The organism is Geodermatophilus sp. SYSU D00703 (assembly GCF_054050155.1).
Genome location: NZ_JBJGYU010000001.1, coordinates 248569 through 266940, shown reverse-complemented (window position 1 = coordinate 266940; position 18372 = coordinate 248569). Strand labels below are relative to the sequence as shown.

20 protein-coding genes are annotated in these 18372 nt (G+C 75.4%); 11 read left to right on the top strand and 9 right to left on the bottom strand.

Annotated features, from left to right (window positions below):
* Positions 1-4: 4 nt before the first annotated feature.
* Positions 5-919, bottom strand: a complete 915-nt coding sequence (gene galU, locus ACI782_RS01360; RefSeq protein ID WP_456905302.1) for a UTP--glucose-1-phosphate uridylyltransferase GalU — start codon at positions 917-919, stop codon at positions 5-7.
* Positions 920-999: 80 nt separating this feature from the next.
* On the opposite strand from galU, the gene ACI782_RS01355 reads away from it, so the two are divergent.
* From ACI782_RS01355 to ACI782_RS01340, 4 genes are read left to right on the top strand one after another with little or no spacing between them, the layout of a single operon-like run.
* Complete coding sequence (locus ACI782_RS01355) at positions 1000-1593, top strand: 5-formyltetrahydrofolate cyclo-ligase (RefSeq protein WP_456905300.1); 594 nt, start codon at positions 1000-1002, stop codon at positions 1591-1593.
* A gap of 44 nt (positions 1594-1637) precedes the next feature.
* Positions 1638-3035: an SLC13 family permease gene (locus ACI782_RS01350; RefSeq protein WP_456905298.1), complete on the top strand. Its 1398-nt coding sequence runs from the start codon at positions 1638-1640 to the stop codon at positions 3033-3035.
* A 19-nt stretch (positions 3036-3054) separates the two neighbouring features.
* Positions 3055-4233 (top strand): CaiB/BaiF CoA transferase family protein, encoded by a 1179-nt coding sequence (locus ACI782_RS01345; RefSeq protein ID WP_456905296.1) that lies wholly within the window; start codon positions 3055-3057, stop codon positions 4231-4233.
* Positions 4230-5750 carry a carboxyl transferase domain-containing protein gene (locus tag ACI782_RS01340; protein ID WP_456905294.1) on the top strand — a complete coding sequence of 507 codons (1521 nt, stop codon included), beginning with the start codon at positions 4230-4232 and terminating at the stop codon, positions 5748-5750. The genes ACI782_RS01345 and ACI782_RS01340 overlap by 4 nt, the downstream gene beginning before the upstream one ends.
* Before the next feature lie 106 nt (positions 5751-5856).
* On the opposite strand, the gene ACI782_RS01335 is transcribed toward ACI782_RS01340, so the two are convergent.
* Together ACI782_RS01335 and ACI782_RS01330 are read right to left on the bottom strand one after the other, a co-directional pair.
* Positions 5857-6876, bottom strand: a complete 1020-nt coding sequence (locus ACI782_RS01335; protein ID WP_456905292.1) for an LLM class flavin-dependent oxidoreductase — start codon at positions 6874-6876, stop codon at positions 5857-5859.
* 154 nt (positions 6877-7030) lie between these two features.
* Entirely contained in the window at positions 7031-7522 is a 492-nt protein-coding gene (locus ACI782_RS01330; protein ID WP_456905290.1) for a MarR family winged helix-turn-helix transcriptional regulator, read from the bottom strand.
* Positions 7523-7894: 372 nt separating this feature from the next.
* Here ACI782_RS01330 and ACI782_RS01325 point away from each other — a divergent pair, with 372 nt between their 5' ends.
* The 3 genes from ACI782_RS01325 (at position 7895) to mscL (ending at position 9401) form a co-directional block, all read left to right on the top strand.
* Positions 7895-8212 (top strand): FmdB family zinc ribbon protein, encoded by a 318-nt coding sequence (locus ACI782_RS01325; protein ID WP_456905288.1) that lies wholly within the window; start codon positions 7895-7897, stop codon positions 8210-8212.
* 88 nt (positions 8213-8300) lie between these two features.
* On the top strand, positions 8301-8918 hold the full coding sequence (gene cpaB / locus ACI782_RS01320; RefSeq protein ID WP_456905286.1) for a Flp pilus assembly protein CpaB: 618 nt from the start codon (positions 8301-8303) through the stop codon (positions 8916-8918).
* Positions 8919-8963: 45 nt separating this feature from the next.
* Complete coding sequence (gene mscL / locus ACI782_RS01315; RefSeq protein ID WP_456905284.1) at positions 8964-9401, top strand: large conductance mechanosensitive channel protein MscL; 438 nt, start codon at positions 8964-8966, stop codon at positions 9399-9401.
* Positions 9402-9405: 4 nt separating this feature from the next.
* On the opposite strand, the gene ACI782_RS01310 is transcribed toward mscL, so the two are convergent.
* Positions 9406-10107, bottom strand: a complete 702-nt coding sequence (locus ACI782_RS01310; RefSeq protein WP_456905282.1) for a YbaK/EbsC family protein — start codon at positions 10105-10107, stop codon at positions 9406-9408.
* An 84-nt stretch (positions 10108-10191) separates the two neighbouring features.
* On the opposite strand from ACI782_RS01310, the gene ACI782_RS01305 reads away from it, so the two are divergent.
* Together ACI782_RS01305 and ACI782_RS01300 are read left to right on the top strand one after the other, a co-directional pair.
* Entirely contained in the window at positions 10192-10551 is a 360-nt protein-coding gene (locus tag ACI782_RS01305; RefSeq protein ID WP_456905280.1) for a VOC family protein, read from the top strand.
* On the top strand, positions 10548-10982 hold the full coding sequence (locus tag ACI782_RS01300) for a PaaI family thioesterase (protein WP_456905278.1): 435 nt from the start codon (positions 10548-10550) through the stop codon (positions 10980-10982). The genes ACI782_RS01305 and ACI782_RS01300 overlap by 4 nt, the downstream gene beginning before the upstream one ends.
* Here ACI782_RS01300 and proS read toward each other — a convergent pair.
* From proS to ACI782_RS01275, 5 genes are all read right to left on the bottom strand, one after another.
* Positions 10976-12388 (bottom strand): proline--tRNA ligase, encoded by a 1413-nt coding sequence (gene proS / locus ACI782_RS01295; protein ID WP_456905276.1) that lies wholly within the window; start codon positions 12386-12388, stop codon positions 10976-10978. The genes ACI782_RS01300 and proS overlap by 7 nt on opposite strands.
* A 37-nt stretch (positions 12389-12425) precedes the next feature.
* The gene (locus ACI782_RS01290; protein ID WP_456905274.1) at positions 12426-13346 is read right to left on the bottom strand and encodes an MSMEG_6728 family protein; all 921 of its coding nucleotides are present in this window, start codon (positions 13344-13346) and stop codon (positions 12426-12428) included.
* 112 nt (positions 13347-13458) lie between these two features.
* Positions 13459-14325, bottom strand: a complete 867-nt coding sequence (locus ACI782_RS01285; protein WP_456905272.1) for an NAD-dependent protein deacetylase — start codon at positions 14323-14325, stop codon at positions 13459-13461.
* A 40-nt stretch (positions 14326-14365) separates the two neighbouring features.
* Positions 14366-14812: an SRPBCC family protein gene (locus ACI782_RS01280; RefSeq protein WP_456905270.1), complete on the bottom strand. Its 447-nt coding sequence runs from the start codon at positions 14810-14812 to the stop codon at positions 14366-14368.
* 45 nt (positions 14813-14857) lie between these two features.
* Positions 14858-16405: a PucR family transcriptional regulator ligand-binding domain-containing protein gene (locus ACI782_RS01275; RefSeq protein WP_456905268.1), complete on the bottom strand. Its 1548-nt coding sequence runs from the start codon at positions 16403-16405 to the stop codon at positions 14858-14860.
* 137 nt (positions 16406-16542) lie between these two features.
* On the opposite strand from ACI782_RS01275, the gene ACI782_RS01270 reads away from it, so the two are divergent.
* Both ACI782_RS01270 and codB read left to right on the top strand, forming a co-directional pair.
* Positions 16543-17040 (top strand): nucleoside deaminase, encoded by a 498-nt coding sequence (locus ACI782_RS01270; RefSeq protein ID WP_456905266.1) that lies wholly within the window; start codon positions 16543-16545, stop codon positions 17038-17040.
* Complete coding sequence (codB, locus tag ACI782_RS01265; RefSeq protein WP_456905264.1) at positions 17037-18347, top strand: cytosine permease; 1311 nt, start codon at positions 17037-17039, stop codon at positions 18345-18347. The genes ACI782_RS01270 and codB overlap by 4 nt, the downstream gene beginning before the upstream one ends.
* Positions 18348-18372: the final 25 nt, after the last annotated feature.

Here is an 18372-nt window from a genome sequence, read left to right as displayed (position 1 = left end):
GCGCTCAGGCCTGCGACGCGCCCTTCGGGGACAGGTCGGCCACGAACTCGGTCAGCCAGGCCCGCAGCGGGGGGCCGAGGTCGTCGCGCTCGGAGGCCAGCCGGATGACCGCCTTGAGGTAGTCCAGCCGGTCACCGGTGTCGTAGCGCCGGCCGCGGAACACCACCCCGTGCACCGGCTCACCCTGCTCGACGAGGGCGGCCAGGGCGTCGGTCAGCTGGATCTCCCCGCCGCGACCGGGCGCGGTCCGGCGCAGCGCGTCGAAGACCTCCGGCGCCAGCACGTACCGGCCGATGATGGCCAGGCTGCTGGGCGCCTCCTCCACCGGCGGCTTCTCGACCAGCCCGGTGACGGTGACGACGTCGCCCTCGGCGTCCTCCACCGCGACCGCGCCGTACTTGTCGATGTTCTCCCGGCCGACGTCGAGCAGGGCGATCACCGAGCCGCCCTGCTGCGCCTGCACCTCCAGCATCTGCTCGAGCAGGTGGTCGCGGGCGTCGATGAGGTCGTCACCCAGCAGCACGGCGAACGGCTCGTCACCGACGAAAGCCGCCGCCTGCAGCACCGCGTGCCCCAGCCCGCGGGCCTCGCCCTGCCGCACGAAGTGCACCTGGGCCACGTCGGTCGCGGCCTGGACGGCTGCCAGCCGGTCGGCGTCGCCCTTCTTCTCCAGCGCGGCCTCGAGCTCGGGGTACCGGTCGAAGTAGTCCTCGATCGCGGCCTTGCTGCGCCCGGTGACCATGAGCACCTCGGCCAGCCCGGCGCGTGCGGCCTCCTCGACGATGTACTGCAGCGCGGGCCGGTCGACCACCGGCAGCAACTCCTTGGGCACCGCCTTGGTGGCCGGCAGGAAGCGGGTCCCCAGGCCGGCGACCGGGATGACGGCCTTCCGCGCCGGGCGGGAGCTCGAAGTCGGCATGGACGGAGCGTAGTAGGGCCCGACGACGGCCCACCCGGCCTGGTGAGGGGGCGAGCGGCGGCGCTGACTAGCCTGCGACGGTGCACCCTCCGGACGACGTGGCCGCGGCCAAGGCGGCGCTGCGCACCCGGTTCCTCGACCGGCGCGCGACGCGCCCCGCCGACGAGCGGGCCGCGGCGGCCGCCGCCGTCACCGCCGCCCTCCTGCGGGGGCTGGCCGACGTCCGGACGCTGGCGGCCTTCGTCCCCGACCCCACCGAACCCGGCGCGGGCCGGCTGCCGGCGGCCTACACCCAGCTGCGCACGCGGGTGCTGCTGCCGGTGGTCCCCCCCGACGGGCGGGAGCTGGGGTGGGCGGTCGACACCGGCCGGCTGGCGCCGGGCCGCTTCGGCCTGATGGAGCCGGTGGGCCCGCGGTTGGGGCCGACCGCGCTCGGCGCGGCCGAGGTCGTCGTCGTCCCGGCGGTGGCGGTGTCCCGGTCCGGCGTGCGGCTGGGCCGCGGCGGCGGGTACTACGACCGGGCACTCCGGCACGCCCGCCCCGAGGCCCGCTTGGTGGCCCTGGTGTTCGACGACGAGCTGGTCGACGACCTGCCGTCGGAGCTGCACGACCGGCTGGTGACCGCGGTCGTCACGCCCTCCGGGGGCTGGGAGGCGCTACCGACCGGTCACTGAGACAGTGATCACGCCCTCATCCCCCGACGCCGTGGGAGCCCACCGTGTCACCCGAGATCGTCACCATCCTCGCGCTCGTCGTGATCTTCGCGATCGCGACGTTCCTGCCGATCAACATGGGCGCACTGGCCTTCACCGCCGCGTTCATCGTCGGCACGCTGTCGGTCGGGTTGACCACCGACGACATCCTGGCCGGCTTCCCCGCCGAGCTGGTGGTGACGCTGATCGGCGTCACCTACCTGTTCGCCATCGCCCAGAACAACGGCACCGTCGACCTGCTGGTGCGGGGCGCCGTGCGACTGGTCGGGGGCCACGTCGCGGCGATCCCGTGGATCATGTTCTTCGTCACCGCGCTGCTCACCGCGATCGGCGCCCTCTCCCCCGCCGCGGTGGCGATCATCGCGCCGATCGCGCTGACCTTCGCCGTCCGGCACGGGATCAACCCGCTGCTCATGGGCATGATGGTCATCCACGGGGCCCAGGGCGGTGGGTTCTCGCCGATCAGCGTCTACGGAGTCACGGTCAACACGATCGTCGACGACGAGGGCCTGCCGAGCAGCCCGGTCGCGGTCTTCCTGGGCAGCCTGTTCTTCAACCTGGCCATCGCGGTCGTGCTCTTCATCGTGCTCGGCGGCCGCCAGTTGATCGGGCGGAAGGTCGCCGCGACGGTGCCGGCGGAGGCCGAGCACGCGGAGGCCACGGTCGTCCGCGGGCACGGTGCCTCGCCCGGCCCGGCGGTCGGTGGTGGCGACCGTCCCGCCGGAGGAGCCGGTGGAGCCGGTGGAGCCGGGGGAGCCGGTGGAGCGGACGGCGGCGACACCACGCAGCCGGAGCGGCAGAAGGTCACGGTCGACCAGATCCTGACCCTCATCGGCCTGGCCGTCGTCGCCGTCCTGGCCCTGGTGTTCGACCTCGACATCGGCTTCGTGGCGATCACCGTCGCGACGGTGCTCGCCCTGTTCGCCGCCGCCCGGCACAAGAACGCCGTCAGCCAGATCAGCTGGTCGACCGTGCTGCTCATCGCCGGCGTGCTGACCTACGTGTTCGTCCTGCAGGAGGCCGGCGCGATCGACTACGTCGGCGAGGCGGTCATCGGTCTGGGCGCACCGCTGCTGATCGCGCTGCTGCTCTGCTACATCGGCGCGGTGGTGTCGGCGTTCGCGTCGTCCGTCGCGATCATCGGGGTCGCCATCGCGCTGGCGGTGCCGTTCCTCCAGGCCGGCACCATCGGGGCCGTGGGCGTCGTGGTCGCCCTGTCGGTCTCCTCGACCATCGTCGACGTCAGCCCGTTCTCGACCAACGGTGCGCTGGTGCTCGCCAACGCGCAGGACGTCGACAAGGACCGCTTCTACAAGCAGATCCTCGCCTACGCCGGGATCGTCGTCGCCGTCGGGCCGCTGCTGGCCTGGCTGGTGTTCGTCGTCATCCCGTCGTGGTTCTGACCGGAACGGAGACCTGAACGTGTCTGGACCGCTCGACGGCGTCCTCGTCGTCGACCTGACCCGCGCCCTCGCCGGCCCGCACGCCGGGATGATGCTGGGCGACCTCGGCGCCAGGGTCATCAAGGTGGAGAGCCCCGGCACCGGGGACGACACCCGCGGCTGGGGCCCGCCGTTCGTCCAGCCCGAGGACGGCGACCGGGAGTCCACCTACTTCCTCTGCACCAACCGCAACAAGGAGTCGGTGACCCTGGACCTCAAGGACGACGGCGACAAGGAACTGCTGCGCGAGCTCGTCCGCCGCGCCGACGTGCTGCTGGAGAACTTCCGCCCGGGCACGCTGGCCCGGCTCGGTTTCGGGACCGACGTGCTCGAGTCGCTCAACCCGCGGCTGGTGACCCTGTCGATCAGCGGGTTCGGCCACGACGGGCCGGAGGGCGGGCGGGCCGGGTACGACCAGATCGCCCAGGGCGAAGCCGGCCTCATGTCGCTGACCGGTCCCGGTCCGGACGACCCGCAGCGTGTCGGCGTCCCCATCGGTGACCTGCTCGCCGGCATGTACGGCGCCTACGGCGTGCTCGCCGCGCTCATGGAGCGGGAGCGCACCGGCCGCGGCCAGGTGGTGCGCACCTCGCTGCTGGCGGCGATCGTCGGCGTGCACGCCTTCCAGGGAACGGCGTGGACGGTGGCGGGGAAGGTGGGCCGCGCGCAGGGCAACCACCACCCGTCGATCGCGCCGTACGGGCTGTTCCACTGCAAGGGCGGCAGCGTGCAGCTCTCCTGCGGCTCCGAGGGGTTGTGGCGCAAGCTGTGCGCCGAGTTCGGCCTGGACCCCGACGCCCCGGGCCTGGCCACCAACGGCGAGCGGGTCGGCAACCGCGGGCAGGTGATCGAACTGCTGGAGCGGACCTTCGCCGACATCGCTCCGGAGGAGCTGCTGGCCCGGCTGGCCGCCGCCGGCATCCCGGCGGGCAAGGTGCGCTCGATCGACGAGGTCTACACGTGGGAGCAGACCCTGTCGCAGGGCCTGCTGGTCGACGTCGAGCACGCCACCCTCGGCCGGCTGCAGCTGCCCGGCCCGCCGCTGCGGTTCTTCGCCCCCGGCCCGGACGGCGAGACCGAGACCACCCGCCGGGACCACGCCGCGCCGCCGGTGCTCGGCGCCTCGAACGAGGCGATCCGCGCCTGGCTGTCCTCGTGACCCGCCCGCTCGACGCGCGGGCGCTGCGGGACCTCGTCCTCGACCCCGGCTCGTGGAAGAGCTGGGACGCCCCGATCGACATCGGCGAGGTCCCCGAGTCCTACGCCGCCGAGCTCGCCCGCGCGGCGGAGAAGACCCAGCAGGACGAGGCGGTGATCACCGGCGAGGGCCTGCTGCGCGGCCGGCGCGTGGCCGTCATCGCCGGTGAGTTCGGCTTCCTCGCCGGCTCGATCGGCACGGCCGCCGCCGAGCGGCTGATCGCGGCGGTGGAGCGGGCGACCGAGGAGGGGCTGCCGCTGCTGGCCGCGCCGGTCTCGGGCGGCACCCGCATGCAGGAGGGCACCGTCGCGTTCCTGCAGATGATCGGGATCACCGCGGCGATCGCCCGGCACAAGGAGGCCGGGCTGCCGTACCTGGTCTACCTGCGGCACCCCACGTACGGCGGCGTCCTGGCCTCGTGGGGGTCGCTGGGCCACGTCACCATCGCCGAGCCCGGCGCCTCGATCGGTTTCCTCGGCGCGCGGGTCTACCAGGCCCTCTACGGCGAGCCCTTCCCCGAGGGGGTGCAGACCGCCGAGAACCTGGCCGCGCACGGGCTGATCGACGCCGTCGTCCCGCACGAGGAGATCGCCGACGTCGCCGACCGGGCGCTGCGCGTGCTCGCCGCCCGACAGACCTGGCACCACGACGTCCGCGACGCCGAACGGCCGAGGCCCGAGGACGGCACGGACGCCGACGATCCCGAAGACCACCGCAGCGCGTGGGAGGTCGTCACCGCGTCGCGGCGGCCGGACCGCCCCGGCGTGCGCCGGCTGCTGCGCACGGCGGCCACCGACGTCGTCGGGCTCTCGGGCACCGGCGCCGGGGAGAAGGACCCCGGGCTGCTGCTGGCCCTGGCCCGCTTCGGCGGCGCGCCCTGCGTCGTCCTCGGCCAGGACCGGCGCGGCCAGTCGCTGACCGCGCCGCTCGGCCCGGCCGCGTTGCGGGAGGCCCGGCGCGGCATGCGGCTGGCCGCCGAGCTGCGGTTGCCGCTGGTCACCCTCATCGACACCCCTGGCGCGGCGCTGTCCAAGGAGGCCGAGGAGGGCGGGCTGGCCGCCGAGATCGCCCGCTGCCTGCAGGACCTGGTCATGCTCAAGGCACCGACGCTGGCCGTGCTGCTCGGCCAGGGCACCGGCGGCGGCGCGCTGGCGCTGGTGCCGGCCGACCGCGTGCTGGCGGCGGCCAACGGCTGGCTGGGTCCGTTGCCCCCGGAGGGCGCCTCGGCGATCGTGCACCGCACGGTCGACCGCGCCGGCGAGATGGCCGAGTCGCAGGGCGTGCGCGCGACCGACCTGTGGCGCGCCGGGATCGTCGACCGGGTGGTGCCCGAGCGGCCCGACGCCGCGGACGAGCCGGCGGAGTTCTGCCAGCGGCTGGGCCGCGTGCTCGGCGAGGAGCTGGCGAACCTGCTCGGGCGGGACGACGGGGAGCGGTTCCGCAGCCGGCTGCACCGCTACCGTCACCTCGGCCGCTGACGGGAGCGGACCGACGACCCGTCGGCGACTGCGGCCCGGGAGGTCGACCGTGCTCGAGGGGCTGGGGGCGGCCCGGCGTCCTTCCTGCGGCACCTGACCTGAGGGCTCAGGCGGCGGTGTCCCGCGCGGTCAGGCCCCACGCCCGCGCGATGAGCTCGAGGCTGCGCACCCGCTCCTCGACGCCGTGGGTGGACGCCGTCACGACCAGCTCGTCGGCGACGGTGTCCGCGGCCAGCTGCCGCAGCCCGTCGACCGCCGAGGCGACGTCGCCGACGATCGCGTTGCTGGCCATCCCCTCCGCGGCTGCCCGCTCGGGGTCGACCTGGGCCTCCTCGACCGTGGGCACCGGGCGCAGCCGGCCCAGCCTGATCGACAGCCGCATGAGCTGCCCGGGCAGCGCGAGCCGGCGGGCCTCCTCGTCGGTCCCGGCGGCGAGCACGTTCGCCGTCACGATCGTGTACGGCCGCTCCAGCACCGGCGAGGGCCGGAAGGTGTCGCGGTAGAGGTCGACGGCGGTCAGCGTGTGCGGGCTGCCGAAGTGGTGGGCGAAGGCGAACGGCAGCCCGAGGTGGCCGGCCAGCTGCGCGGAGAACCCGCTGGAGCCCAGCAGCACCACCTGGGGTGCAGACGACGCCGCCGGCGTGGCGCGGAACCGCTCGGCGAGCCCGCCCTCGACGCGGGGGTCGCCGAGGAGGCCGAGCAGGTCGATGAGGTGCTGCGGGAAGTCGTCGGCGGAGAGCGCGGCCGGGTCGCGGCGCAGCGCCACCGCCGTCTGCTGGTCGGTGCCCGGGGCGCGGCCGATGCCCAGGTCGACGCGGCCCGGGTGCAGCGCCTCCAGCAACGCGAACTGCTCGGCGACGACCAGCGGCGCGTGGTTGGGCAGCATCACGCCGCCCGAGCCGACCCGGATCCGCTCGGTCACGGCGGCCAGATGCGCGATGAGCACCGGCGGGCTGGTGCTGGCCACGGCCGGCATGTTGTGGTGCTCGGCGACCCACAGCCGGGTGTACCCGAGGCGGTCGGCGGCCTGCGCCACGCGGGTGGTGGCGGCCAGCGCGTCGGCGGTGGACTGCCCCGAGCCGACGGTCGCCAGCTCGAGGACGGACAGCGGCAGCGGCTCGGACATCACCCGCGCCAACACGACGGGCCGCCCCGCCCTTCCCTCGGCCTCGCCCCCCTCGCTGCGATGCTCCCGCGGCCGTCACCCGATGGTGACCCGGGTCGGTTCCGCGCCGCGGTCCGCTCCTCGCTCGTTCCTCGCCGCGATGCTCCCACGGCCGTCACCCGACGTCGGCGCCGTGCTCCACCCGCAGGCTGTGGTCCGGGTCCAGCCGGTCGATGACGGCCTGCAGCGCCTCGCCCAGCGCCGCGACCTGCTCCTCGGTGAGCGGGTCGAACAACGCGGCCCGCACGGCCGCCACGTGGCCCGGCGCGACCGAGCGGACGACGTCCCACCCCTCACCGGTGAGGACGGCGACGTTGCCGCGACCGTCCTCGGGCGAGCGCTCCCGGCGCACCCAGCCGCGCTCCTCCAGCCGGGCGACGGTGTGCGAGAGCCGGCTCTGCGACTGGTTGGCCCGCCGCGCCAGGTCGCTCATACGGCGGCTGCGGCCGGGCGCCTCCGACAGCATCGCGAGGACGACGTACGCGGCGTGGGTGATCCCGGCGTCGCGTTGCAGCTGGGAGTCGAGCACCCGCGGGATCAGTTCGGCCACGGTCAACCAGGCCCGCCAGGTCTGCTGCTGCTGCTCGTCGAGCCACCGCTGCGCCACGGACGGAACCGTACTGGCGTGTCGCGGCAGCCCAGCGGGCCGGACGACCGGGGCCGCGGCGGGACGTTGGGCCTGCCTCGCGCCCCGCGCAACCGGCACTCCACGCGGGCCGGCGCGCGCCCGGGAATGTCCCGGCACCGGAGGCGTTGAGAGGGGTGCCGGTCCGGTACGTGCCCCCCGGGCCTCACCTCCCGCCGCCGCGAGCGGCCACTCGCCGAGAGGCGGCCGACGGACCGGCGCACCGACCCGGGCGGCTCCCCCGCTCCCGTGACACCCGTCGCGGGCACGTGGACGTCGCGCGTTCCAACCCGCATCATTGGCAGTCGCCGGGTGAGAGTGCTAGCCCGGCCCGTCCCACGAGGAGCTCCCGCCGTGCCCACGTACCAGTACGCCTGCACCAACCCCGAGGGCAGGCACGAGTTCGAGGTCGTGCAGTCCTTCACCGACGCGCCGGTGACCGAGTGCCCGTCGTGCGGCACCGCGGTGCGCAAGGTGTACGGCTCGGTGGGCGTCGTCTTCAAGGGCTCGGGCTTCTACCGCACCGACAGCCGGTCGAGCTCCTCCAGCGAGTCGTCGACCTCGGCCAAGAAGGAGACGGCGGGCGCGTCGAGCAGCAGCTCGTCCTCCTCGTCGTCGACCGCCAGCTCCTCGGCGTCGAGCTCGTCGGCCAGCAAGGCCGCCGCCGGCTGATGCGCACCGCGGGTCCACAGGCCCGCGGTCCCTCCACAACCTGGCGGTAGCCGCTCCTCGGGCGGGTCCGAGCCGCGAGCGTGGACGCATGCGTCTGCGCCGTCCCCGCTCGCCGCTGCACACCGCCAGGCGGGCCCTCGCCGGGCTCCTGGCCGCCGCCGCCCTGGTGCTGGCCCTGCGCCCGGCCCCCGTCCCGGCGGCCGCGGCGGTCCCCTCAACCGTGCCGGTCGTCGTTGCCGCGGCCGACCTGCCACCGGGCGCCGTGCTGGCCTCCGGCGACCTCTCGGTGGCCCGCTACCCGACCGCCCTGCGCCCGGCCGGGGCGGCGTCCGACCCCGCACCGCTGGTGGGCGCCACGCTCGCCGGTGGCCTGCGCGCCGGGGAACCGCTCACCGACGCCGCCGTGGTGGGTGCAGGCCTGACCGCACAGCTGGCCCCGGGGCAGGTGGCCGCGCCGGTACGGCCGGCCGACCTGGCGGTCAGCGGTCTCGTGCGGCCCGGCGACCGGGTCGACGTCCTGGCGACCGCGCCCGGAGCCGAGCGCGCCGAGGTCGTCGCCGCCGGTTCCCTCGTGCTCGCCGCACCCGGGCCGGACGATGCCGACGACGGCCTGCTGCTCCTCGCCGTGGACGACGCCACCGCCGCACACCTGGCCGCCGCGGCCGCCACCGCGACGTTGACCCTCAGTCTCCCGCCCCCGCCCTGAGTGGCGCGTGGACGAGCCCGTCACCGCTGTGGGTGGATGGGCCGCATGCTCAAGGGCTTCAAGGACTTCCTGCTCCGTGGCAACGTGGTCGACCTCGCCGTCGCGGTCGTCATCGGTGCCGCGTTCACCGCGGTCGTCAGCCAGTTCACCGCGTCGTTCCTGGAGCCGCTCATCGCGTTGTTCGGCGGCGGCGGCACCGAGGGCGGCACGTTCACGGTCAACGGCCAGGTCTTCGACTGGGCGGCGTTCGTCAACGCGGTCATCACCTTCGCGATCACCGCCGCGGTCGTCTACTTCCTCGTCGTGCTGCCGATGAAGAGGCTCTCGGAGCGGCGCCGGCGGGGCCACGAGCCCGATCCGGTCGCGCCGACCGAGGTCGAGCTGCTCGTCGAGATCCGCGACCTGCTGCGCGCCCAGCAGGGGGCCGGTCCCGGCCGCGACCCGTCCCGCCCGGGGGCGACGACGCCGCCGGGGCAGCTGTGAGGGATCAGTCGGTACCCCAGTGCGGCGGCCGGTCCTCCAGGTAGCGGCGGTCGTCGGCGGAGCGGTCGTCGCGCCGCTCACCCCAGCCGACGTCGCGGTCGTCCGGGGCCCGCTCGGCGGGGGCGGCCGGTGCCGCCGGCGGCGGGTCGACCGGCTCGCGGCCCAGCCCCTCGACGACCTCCACCGAGGGCAGCGCGGCCAGCACCGGCCCCGGGACGGCCAGCTTGCTGCCGCGGGTGCCCGACCCGACGACGACCAGGTCCGTGGCCGCCACCGCGGCGTCGACCAGCACCGGCCAGGACGACGGCAGCCCGATCGGGGTGATCCCGCCGTAGGCCATGCCGCTCTCGGCGACCGCGACGTCCTGCGGGGCGAAGGACGCCTTGCGCGCGCCCAGGTGCCGGCGCACCAGCCCGTTCACGTCGGCGCGGGTGTTCGCCAGCACCAGGCAGGCGGCCATCGTCGTCTGCCCGGCCCGGCGCGCGGCCACCACCACGCAGTTGGCCGAGGCCTGCTCGGGCACCCCGTAGGCCTCGAGGAAGGCGGCGGTGTCGGCCAGGTCGTCGTCGATCTCGGCCACCCACGCCGGCCCCGTCAGCCCCCCGAGTGCCGCGGCCACCGGAGCGGCCAGCAGGTCGGGCCGGTCGGCGGCGGGCAGCCAGGTCAGGGAGCCGAGCTGGGGAGCGGTCGAGGGGGTCGCAGCCACGGCCCGATCCTGCCGCGGCAGCCGGGACACCGCGCGGACCAGCCCGGGATCGCGCTGGTGGGCCGGGGTGCGCAGGATGGGGCCATGGTCGGCCAGCTGCACTCCGTCGTCATCGATGCCCCCGACGCGCACGCGCTCGCCACCTTCTACGCCGAACTGCTCGGCATGGAGGTCAGCAAGGGACAGCCCGGCGACGACTGGGTGGTGGTCACCGGCCAGGGGTACCGGCTGGCCTTCCAGCAGGCGCCCGACCTGCAGCCGCCGGACTGGCCCGACCCCGACCGCCCCCAGCAGTTCCACCTCGACGTCCGCGTGGCCGACGTCGAGGTGGCCGAGCCGGAGGTGCTGGCGCTGGGCGCCCGGAAGCTGCCCGGGGGCGGCGGCGACTTCCGCGTCTACGCCGACCCGGTGGGCCACCCGTTCTGCCTGGTGTGGGACGCGTGACCGGGGTGGGCGACGCCCTGCCCTCGGTCGAGCTGACCGCGGCGAGCCGGTTCGTCGCCGCCTCGGGGTTCGAGGTCACCGAGGTCAGCGGGACCCGCGTCGCCGGGCACGTCGACCTGGGGCCGGACCAGCACACGCCCTGGGGCGTGGTGCACGGCGGCGTGTACTGCACCGTCGTCGAGTCCGCCGCGAGCATCGGCGCGAGCGCGGCCGTGGTCGACCGCGGCCAGTTCGCGGTCGGCGTCAACAACAGCACCGACTTCCTCCGGCCGGTCACCACCGGGCGGGTCGACGTCCTGGCCGAGCCGATCCAGCAGGGCCGCACCCTGCAGCTGTGGCTGGTCACGCTGACCCGCAGCGACGACGGCAAGCCGGTCGCGCGCGGCCAGGTGCGGCTGCAGAACGTGCCGCTGCCCGGCAGCGCTCAGTAGGCGCGGCCGACGACGGCCAGGGTCCCCGGCTCGTCGTCGGCTGCCGGCAGCCCGCCGTCCGGCCGGACCAGACAGCGGACCGTGACGCCCTGCTCGGCCAGCCGCGCCTCCCCGTCGGGCCCGAGGCGCGCCCAGGCGATCCGAGCCCAGCCGTTCCGGGCGGCGGCGAGGGCCTCGTCGGCGGTCGCCACGTCCGCGGTCCGCTCGGTGAGCCGGGCGCGGGCCTCCGCGAGCAGCCGCGCCTGGTCCTCCTCCAGCGCGCGCCGGGCCTGCTCGGCCACGCCGGCCAGCGGCACCGCTGCGGACCCCCCGGCGACCCGGCGGACGACGGGGACCCGCCCCTCGGCGAGGTCCCGCGGACCGAGGTCGACGCGCACCGGGACGCCCTTGAGCTCCCAGTCGACGGCACGGCGCCCGAACGGGACGTCGGCCCGGTCGTCGAGCTCGACCCGCACCCCCAGCGCCCGCAGCTCGTCGGCGACGGTCCGGGCAGCCTGCGCCACGCCCTCGCCCGCGCGGGCCACGACGACCACGGCCTGCACCGGAGCCAGCCGGGGCGGCAGGCGCAGGCCGGCATCGTCGCCGTGGCTCATGACCAGCCCGCCGACCATGCGGGTGGAGGTGCCCCAGGACGTCGTCCAGGCCAGCCGCCGCTCGCCGTCGGCACCGAGGAAGTCGATGTCGAACGCGCGGGCGAAGTTCTGCCCCAGCTCGTGGCTGGTGCCCATCTGCAGGGCCTTGCCGTCGCGCATCATCGCCTCGCAGGTCAGCGTGTTGACCGCGCCGGCGAAGCGCTCCCGGCGGGTCTTGCGCCCCGGCACGACCGGAACGGCCAGCACCTCGGTCATGACGTCGGCGTAGACCTCGCGCAGGATCCGTCGCGCGTAGGCGGCGGCCTCCGCCTCGGTCTCGTGCGCGGTGTGCCCCTCCTGCCAGAGGAACTCCGTGGTGCGGAGGAAGACCCGGGGGCGCAGCTCCCACCGGACGACGTTGGCCCACTGGTTGAGCAGCAGCGGCAGGTCGCGGTGGCTCTGCACCCACTTGGCCATGTACTCGCCGATGACCGTCTCGCTGGTGGGCCGGACGACGGCGGGGACCTCCAGCTCCCGGCCGCCGGCGTGCGTCACCACCGCCAGCTCCGGGCTGAACCCCTCCACGTGCTCGGCCTCGCGCCGCAGGTACGGCTCCGGGATGAACAGCGGGAAGTAGGCGTTGCGGGCGCCGGCGGCCTTGATCCGGTCGTCGACCTCGCGCTGCAGCCGCTCCCAGATCGCGTAGCCGTAGGGCCGGATCACCATCGTCCCGCGGACCGGGCCGTTGTCGGCCAGCTCGGCCTTGGCGACGACGTCCTGGTACCAGCGCGGGAAGTCGGCGGTCTGGCTCGTGAGCACCGGTGGTCTGGCCACGCCGGCACCCTGACACAGCCGGCGGGCCGCGATCCCCTCAGTCTCCCGGCACGTGCGCGGGGTCGAGGACGACGGAGAACAGGGCGCGCGGGTCCTGCAGCGTCGCCGGCGGGCGGGCCGCCGACCGGGGCACCACGCGGTCCCAGCGGGCGGGACGGCGGTGCGGCAGGAGCTCCCGGCCCTCGAAGAGGTACTCCCCGACCACCTCGCCGAGCAGCAGTCCGGCGCCGTGCTCGATGGGCAGGCCGACCCGGTCGCCGGGGCGCACCTCGTCGAGGAAGGCCGACAGCTGGCGCAGGTCCTTGGCCGGGCGCCGGCCGGAGATCTCCTTCGACAGCACCCGCAGCTCCGCCGGGTCCAGTCCGGTGGCGTCGACGTCGATCCCCGACTGGGTGCCCAGCCCCACGACGCCGGCGGCCAGGCACGCGCCGAGCTCGTTGTGGGCGCGGGGCCGCACAACCCAGACCCGCACGCCGTCGGGCGCCGGCGGGGGTGGGACGTCGTCCGGCTCCGGCCAGACGTAGGGCAGGTCGTCGGGTTCGGACCCGAAGCGCTCGGTGAACCGCGGCCGGTAGAAGTCCGGCTCCTTCGCGAGCAGGTTGGACCGGTGCGACAGGTGCAGCGCCTCGTTCCCCACCCAGGAGGGCAGCAGCCCGGCGCGGACCAGCTCCTCCTGCGGCACGCCGACGACGTGGGGGGCGAACTCGGCGATCAGCGTGTGCGTGGTGTCGGCGAAGCCCCGCTCGCGCCACACCCGCACCATCGCCAGCCCGTAGGCGACCAGCGCCGGGGTGCGGCCCCGCCACATCCGGACGACCGGGTGCGAGACCCAGCCGTAGTCGGGCAGCTCCAGGGCACGCAGGACCTGCAGGGTCTCCACCCGCTGCTTGCCGAGCCGGGGCGAGTCCAGGAGCCGGGCGCTGTCCTCGAAGTCGGCGACGGGCAGGAAGGTCTGCATCGCGACCGATCCTCGCCGAGGACGCCGCCGAGCGCCCGGTCAGCGGCGGCGGCGGCCTCCCTGGAGGTGCCCGCCGCGAGCTCGCGAGCGGTGGGGGCAGGGAGGTCCTCTCTCACGCGGCCAGGCGGGAGACCAGCTCGGGCAGCACCGTGCCCAGCGGTGCGTCCAGGCGGACGTCGACCTTCGCGTCCCCGCGGGTGGCGCCGAGGTTGACCAGGCCCACGGGGATGCCGAGCTTCTCGGCGCGCAGCACGAACCGGTAGCCGCTCATCACCGTCAGCGAGGAGCCCAGCACGAGCAGCGCGCCGGCCTCCTCGACCCGCGCGAAACAGGCCGCCACCCGGTCCCGCGGCACCGTCTCGCCGAAGAAGACGACGTCGGGCTTGAGCGGTCCGCCGCCGCAGGCCAGGCAGTCGACCATGACGAAGTCGTCGAGGAGGTCGTCGGGCAGCTCGGCGTCGCCGTCGGGGTTGACCTCGTCCACGTGCGGACCGAAGTGCGGGTTGACCACCCGCAGCCGCCGGTCGAGCTCGCCGCGGTCGGCCACGTCGCCGCAGGCCAGGCAGATCGTCCGGTCCAGGCCGCCGTGCAGCTCGACGACGTCCCGCGCGCCGGCCGCCTGGTGCAGCCCGTCCACGTTCTGGGTGATGACCCCGGTGACCAGCCCGGCGTCCTGCAGGTCGGCGACCGCGCGGTGCCCGGCGTTGGGCCGCGCCGTCCGGATCTGCCGCCAGCCGACGAAGCTGCGCGCCCAGTACCGGTGCCGGCCGCGCGGGTCGCGCAGGAACGTCTGGTAGGTCATCGGCGTGTGCCGGCGCAGCGACCCGGAGGCGCCGCGGTAGTCGGGGATCCCGGAGTCGGTGGACAGCCCGGCCCCGGAGAGGACGACGACGTCGCCGTCCCCCACGAGGCGGGCGAGCGCGTCGAGGCCGGCCGGGTCCACGGCGGGCGGCTCGACGGCGGTGGGCACTGCGGTCACCGGGCCATCGTCCCCTCCGAACCCGGATCGCGCCGCCGGCTCAGGACGCCGACAGCTCCCGTTCGAGCCGCCCCAGCAGGTCCTCGTACACCCGGCGCAGCCCCTTCGGCGCGAAGGTCCGCTCGAAGAAGCCCCCGATGCCGCCGGCCCCGTTCCAGGTGGTGCGCACCCGCACGGTGGTCAGCCCGGCGTCGGCCGGGTGCACCGTCCACGTGGTCACCATCGAGGACCTGGTGTCGGTCTCGACCAGCGTCGAGGCGTCGGGCTGGCTGACCTCCACGAGCTGGTCGCGCACCCGCTTGGAGGTGGCGGCGAACCGCCAGGCGACGCGCGTGCCCGCGCCCTGGCCGCCGGCCTCGACGCGGTAGTCGCTGAACTGCTCGGGGAGGACGCGGCGGCGCGTCTCGGTGTAGTCGGCGAGGGCGGGCAGCACCCGCTCGGCCGGTGCCCGGACGACCCGCTCGGCGGTGGCGACGACCTGTCCCATGCCCTCCATCCTGCCGTCGCTCCCACCGGCCTCGCCGCCAGGCGCTCAGCCGCGGGTGTGTCCGGGCACCGCCTGCGGGTCCAGCCCGGTCCGCATCCGCCAGGCGGCCAGCGCCACGCCCAGGCCCACGTGCTGCACGGGGTCCGCCACCGGCGCGCCGAGCAGCTGCTCGATCCGGTCGAGCCGGGCGTAGAGCGACTGGCGGCGGATGCCGAGCAGCTCGGCGGTCCGCGTCTTGCTCAGCCCGGTGGCCAGGTGCGCGTCGAGGGTGCGCAGCAGCTCGGTGCCGTGCGCGGCGTCGTGGTCGACCAGCGGGCCGAGTTGGCCGGTGAGGAAGCGGCCCACCTCCGGCGTGGAGCTGCCGGCCGCCAGCAGCCGGTGGATGGCGACGTCCCGCGCGAGCACCACCGGCTCCCGGCTGCCGATGCGCCGGCTGAGCGCCACCACCTCTCGCGCCTCGGCCACGGCCGCCGGCACGTCGGCCAGCGCCCCGACCGCGTCGGCCACGCCGACGGTGCGGATCGCCGCGGCGAGCGGCCCGGCGCACAGCCGGGCGCGCAGGGCGGCGACCGCCTCCCGCTGACGCCGGAGCTCCGAGCGCGGCCGGCCGCGGCCCAGCACCAGCACGGCGCTGCCCGCCGCCCCGACCAGGCACTGGCCGAGGACCTCCTCGGCCGCCTGCCGCACCGCGGGCACCGCCTCCCTCGCCGGGGTCCGCCGGTCGAACTCCACCGCGGCCACGAGGACCGGCAGGCCCGGTGCCGGCACCCACCCGGCGGCGGCCAGGCGGGCCCGCAGCTCGCCCTCGGACACCAGGACGCCGGCGACGAGGTCGGTGACCACCGCCTGCGCGAGGGAGGGCCGCGAGCCGACGTCGGGGTGCCGGCCGAGCTCCAGCGCCACCGCGACGGCCGCCCGGTCGGCCACCCCGGTGCGGCGCGCGGTGCGCCGGCCGAGCAGCACCAGCCGGCCGACGGGGCCGTGCGGGCCACGGACCTCCGCGATCGTCCGGTCGGTCGGGTGCGCCTGCCCCGGCAGACGGCTGCGCTCGACCACCCGACCGTCGACGTCGACCAGCTCGGCGGGGCAGTCGGCCAAGCGGGCGACCGCGTCGAGCACCCCGGCCAGCCCCTGGCCGGAGACGACCAGCCCGAGCAGCTCCTGCCAGACCGGCTCCCCGGCGTGCCTCCAGGAGAGCTTGCGGCGCAGCAGCAGGTCGGCGAAGTCCTCGACCATCCGCACGAACGGCACGACCTCGCGCAGCTCCAGCAGGACGACGTCCCGCCGCCGCGCCGTGTCGACCAGCTCCGGCGGGACGACGGAGAACGTGCGCCCGACCTCCAACGCCAGGGCGGCGCACCCGGCGTCGGCCAGCCGCTCGACGTAGTCGACGACCTGCTGCGCGGACCGGCCGTGCAGCCCGAGTCCGGTGGTCAGCAGCAGCTCGCCGCCGGCCAGCAGCCCGCCCATCTCGTACACCTCGGAGGAGTGCACCCAGCGGACGACGGCGGCGTCCGGGTCCCCCGCCAGCACCACGGGGTCGGCGGCGCGCACTGCGGGCAGCTGGAGGACCTCGGAGACGGTGGGCAGCACGGGGGAGCAGCGTGCGCACGCGGGGGCACCGCGTCAAGCCGCACGGCGGGTTCACCGGACACCGCGCCCCTTGTCGGGCGCGGCCGCCCGCGGGTTCGCTGACGTGCGTCCCCTCCCCCGTCGAGCCAGGAGGACCCGTGACCACAGCGGACCTGCCCACCGTCCCGCCCGACCTCTCCCCCGCGGACCGCGACCGGTTCTTCCTCGGCCTCGCCGTGGACCAGGCGCGCATCGGCTGGGAGGAGGGCGGGGTCCCGATCGGCGCGGCTCTGGTCGACGGCGACCGCGTGCTGGCCGTCGGCCGCAACCGCCGCGTGCAGATGGGCAGCGCCATCCGGCACGGGGAGACCGACTGCATCGAGCGGGCGGGACGGCTGCCGGCGTCGGTGTACCGGCGCAGCGTCCTCTACACGACGCTATCGCCCTGCTTCATGTGCGCGGGGACGGCGCTGCTCTACGACATCCCGCGGATCGTCGTCGGGGAGAACCGCAGCTTCCAGGCCTCCGAGGAGCTCCTCCGGTCCAAGGGCGTGCAGGTCGACGTCCTGGACGACCCGGACTGCACCGCGCTGATGGAGCGGATGCTCGCCGAGCGGCCGGAGCTGTGGCTCGAGGACATCGGGGAGGAGTCGTGACCGCGCCCGACCGCACGACTCCGCCGGCGATCGACGCCGACGTCGTCGACCCGGACTACCCGGTCACGCCGGTCCCGGCGCACGCCCGGAAGTCGTTCTTCTCCGTGGCCGTGGTGCTGCTCGGGTTCACCGTCTTCACCCCGACGATGCTGGCCGGCGCGGCACTGGGGCCGGCATTCCGCTTCCGCGACCTCGTCCTGGTCATCCTCGCCGGGTCGGCGATCCTCGGGACCTACGTCGCCGTCATGGGCTGGATCGGCGCGCGGACCGGGCTGACCACCGTCGTGATGTCCCGCTACACGCTGGGGTCGCGCGGCGCGAAGCTGGCCTCGGTCCTGCTGGGCGGCACCCAGATCGGCTGGTACGCCGTCGTCGTCGGGACCATCGGCGACCTCACCGCCGAGGCGCTGGGCTGGCAGTCCTACGGCGCCCGGGCCGCGGTCATGGTCGTCACCAGCGCGCTCATGTGCGCAACGGCCTACTGGGGCTACCACGGCATGTACTGGGTGTCGCTGGTCTCCACGCCGCTGATCCTGGTCCTGGCCTTCTGGGTACTGGCCCGGTCGCTGCAGGAGGTGGGCGGGTTCGACGGCCTGGCCAGCGTCGAGCCGACGACGTCGATGGCGCTCGCCGTGGCCATCACGACTGTGGTGGGCACGTTCGTGTCGGCCGGCACCCAGGCGCCGAACTGGACCCGGTTCGCCCGCCGCGGCTCGCACGCGGTGTGGGCCTGCATCATCGGGTTCCTCATCGGCAACGGACTGATGATCTTCTTCGGCGCGGTCGGGGCGCTGACCTTCGGTGAGGGTGACTTCGTCCTCGTGCTGTACCAGCTCGGCCTGGTCGGCTGGGGCCTGGTGCTGCTGTTCGGCAACCTCTGGAAGAGCAACGCCGACACGGCCTACGCCTTCGGCGTGGCCGGCGCGGAGCTGTTCAACCGGCCGAGCAAGGCGCCGTTCGTCATCGGCGGGTCCGTGATCGCCACCGTGCTGGCCCTCACCGGCGTGCAGAACCACCTGGTCGACTACCTGGTGCTGCTCGGCACGTTCATCCCGCCGCTGGGCGGCGTCATCATCGGCGACTTCCTCGCCCGCTGGCGCCGCGGCATCCCCGCCGGCGCCACCCCGCCCGCGGTGCGGTGGCCGAACCTGCTCTCCTACGCGGTCGCGGCCTCCCTGGCCTGGCTCAGCGGCGAGCTCGGCGTCGGCATCCCTCCCGTGATCGGCATCGTCGTGGCCGTCGCGCTCTCGATGGGGCTCGCCCGCGCCGGCACCGGGCCGGCCGAGCCGGTCGGCGCGGGTCGCTGACCCCCGGCCCGTGGGGTGCGCACCT

Bases quoted from the DNA above. Each gene is read 5' to 3' on its own strand.
- galU (WP_456905302.1), bottom strand. From the start codon at position 919: ATGCCGACTTCGAGCTCCCGCCCGGCGCGGAAGGCCGTCATCCCGGTC.
- ACI782_RS01335 (WP_456905292.1), bottom strand. From the start codon at position 6,876: ATGTCCGAGCCGCTGCCGCTGTCCGTCCTCGAGCTGGCGACCGTCGGC.
- cpaB (WP_456905286.1), top strand. From the start codon at position 8,301: ATGCGTCTGCGCCGTCCCCGCTCGCCGCTGCACACCGCCAGGCGGGCC.
- mscL (WP_456905284.1), top strand. From the start codon at position 8,964: ATGCTCAAGGGCTTCAAGGACTTCCTGCTCCGTGGCAACGTGGTCGAC.
- ACI782_RS01305 (WP_456905280.1), top strand. From the start codon at position 10,192: ATGGTCGGCCAGCTGCACTCCGTCGTCATCGATGCCCCCGACGCGCAC.
- ACI782_RS01290 (WP_456905274.1), bottom strand. From the start codon at position 13,346: ATGCAGACCTTCCTGCCCGTCGCCGACTTCGAGGACAGCGCCCGGCTC.
- ACI782_RS01280 (WP_456905270.1), bottom strand. From the start codon at position 14,812: ATGGGACAGGTCGTCGCCACCGCCGAGCGGGTCGTCCGGGCACCGGCC.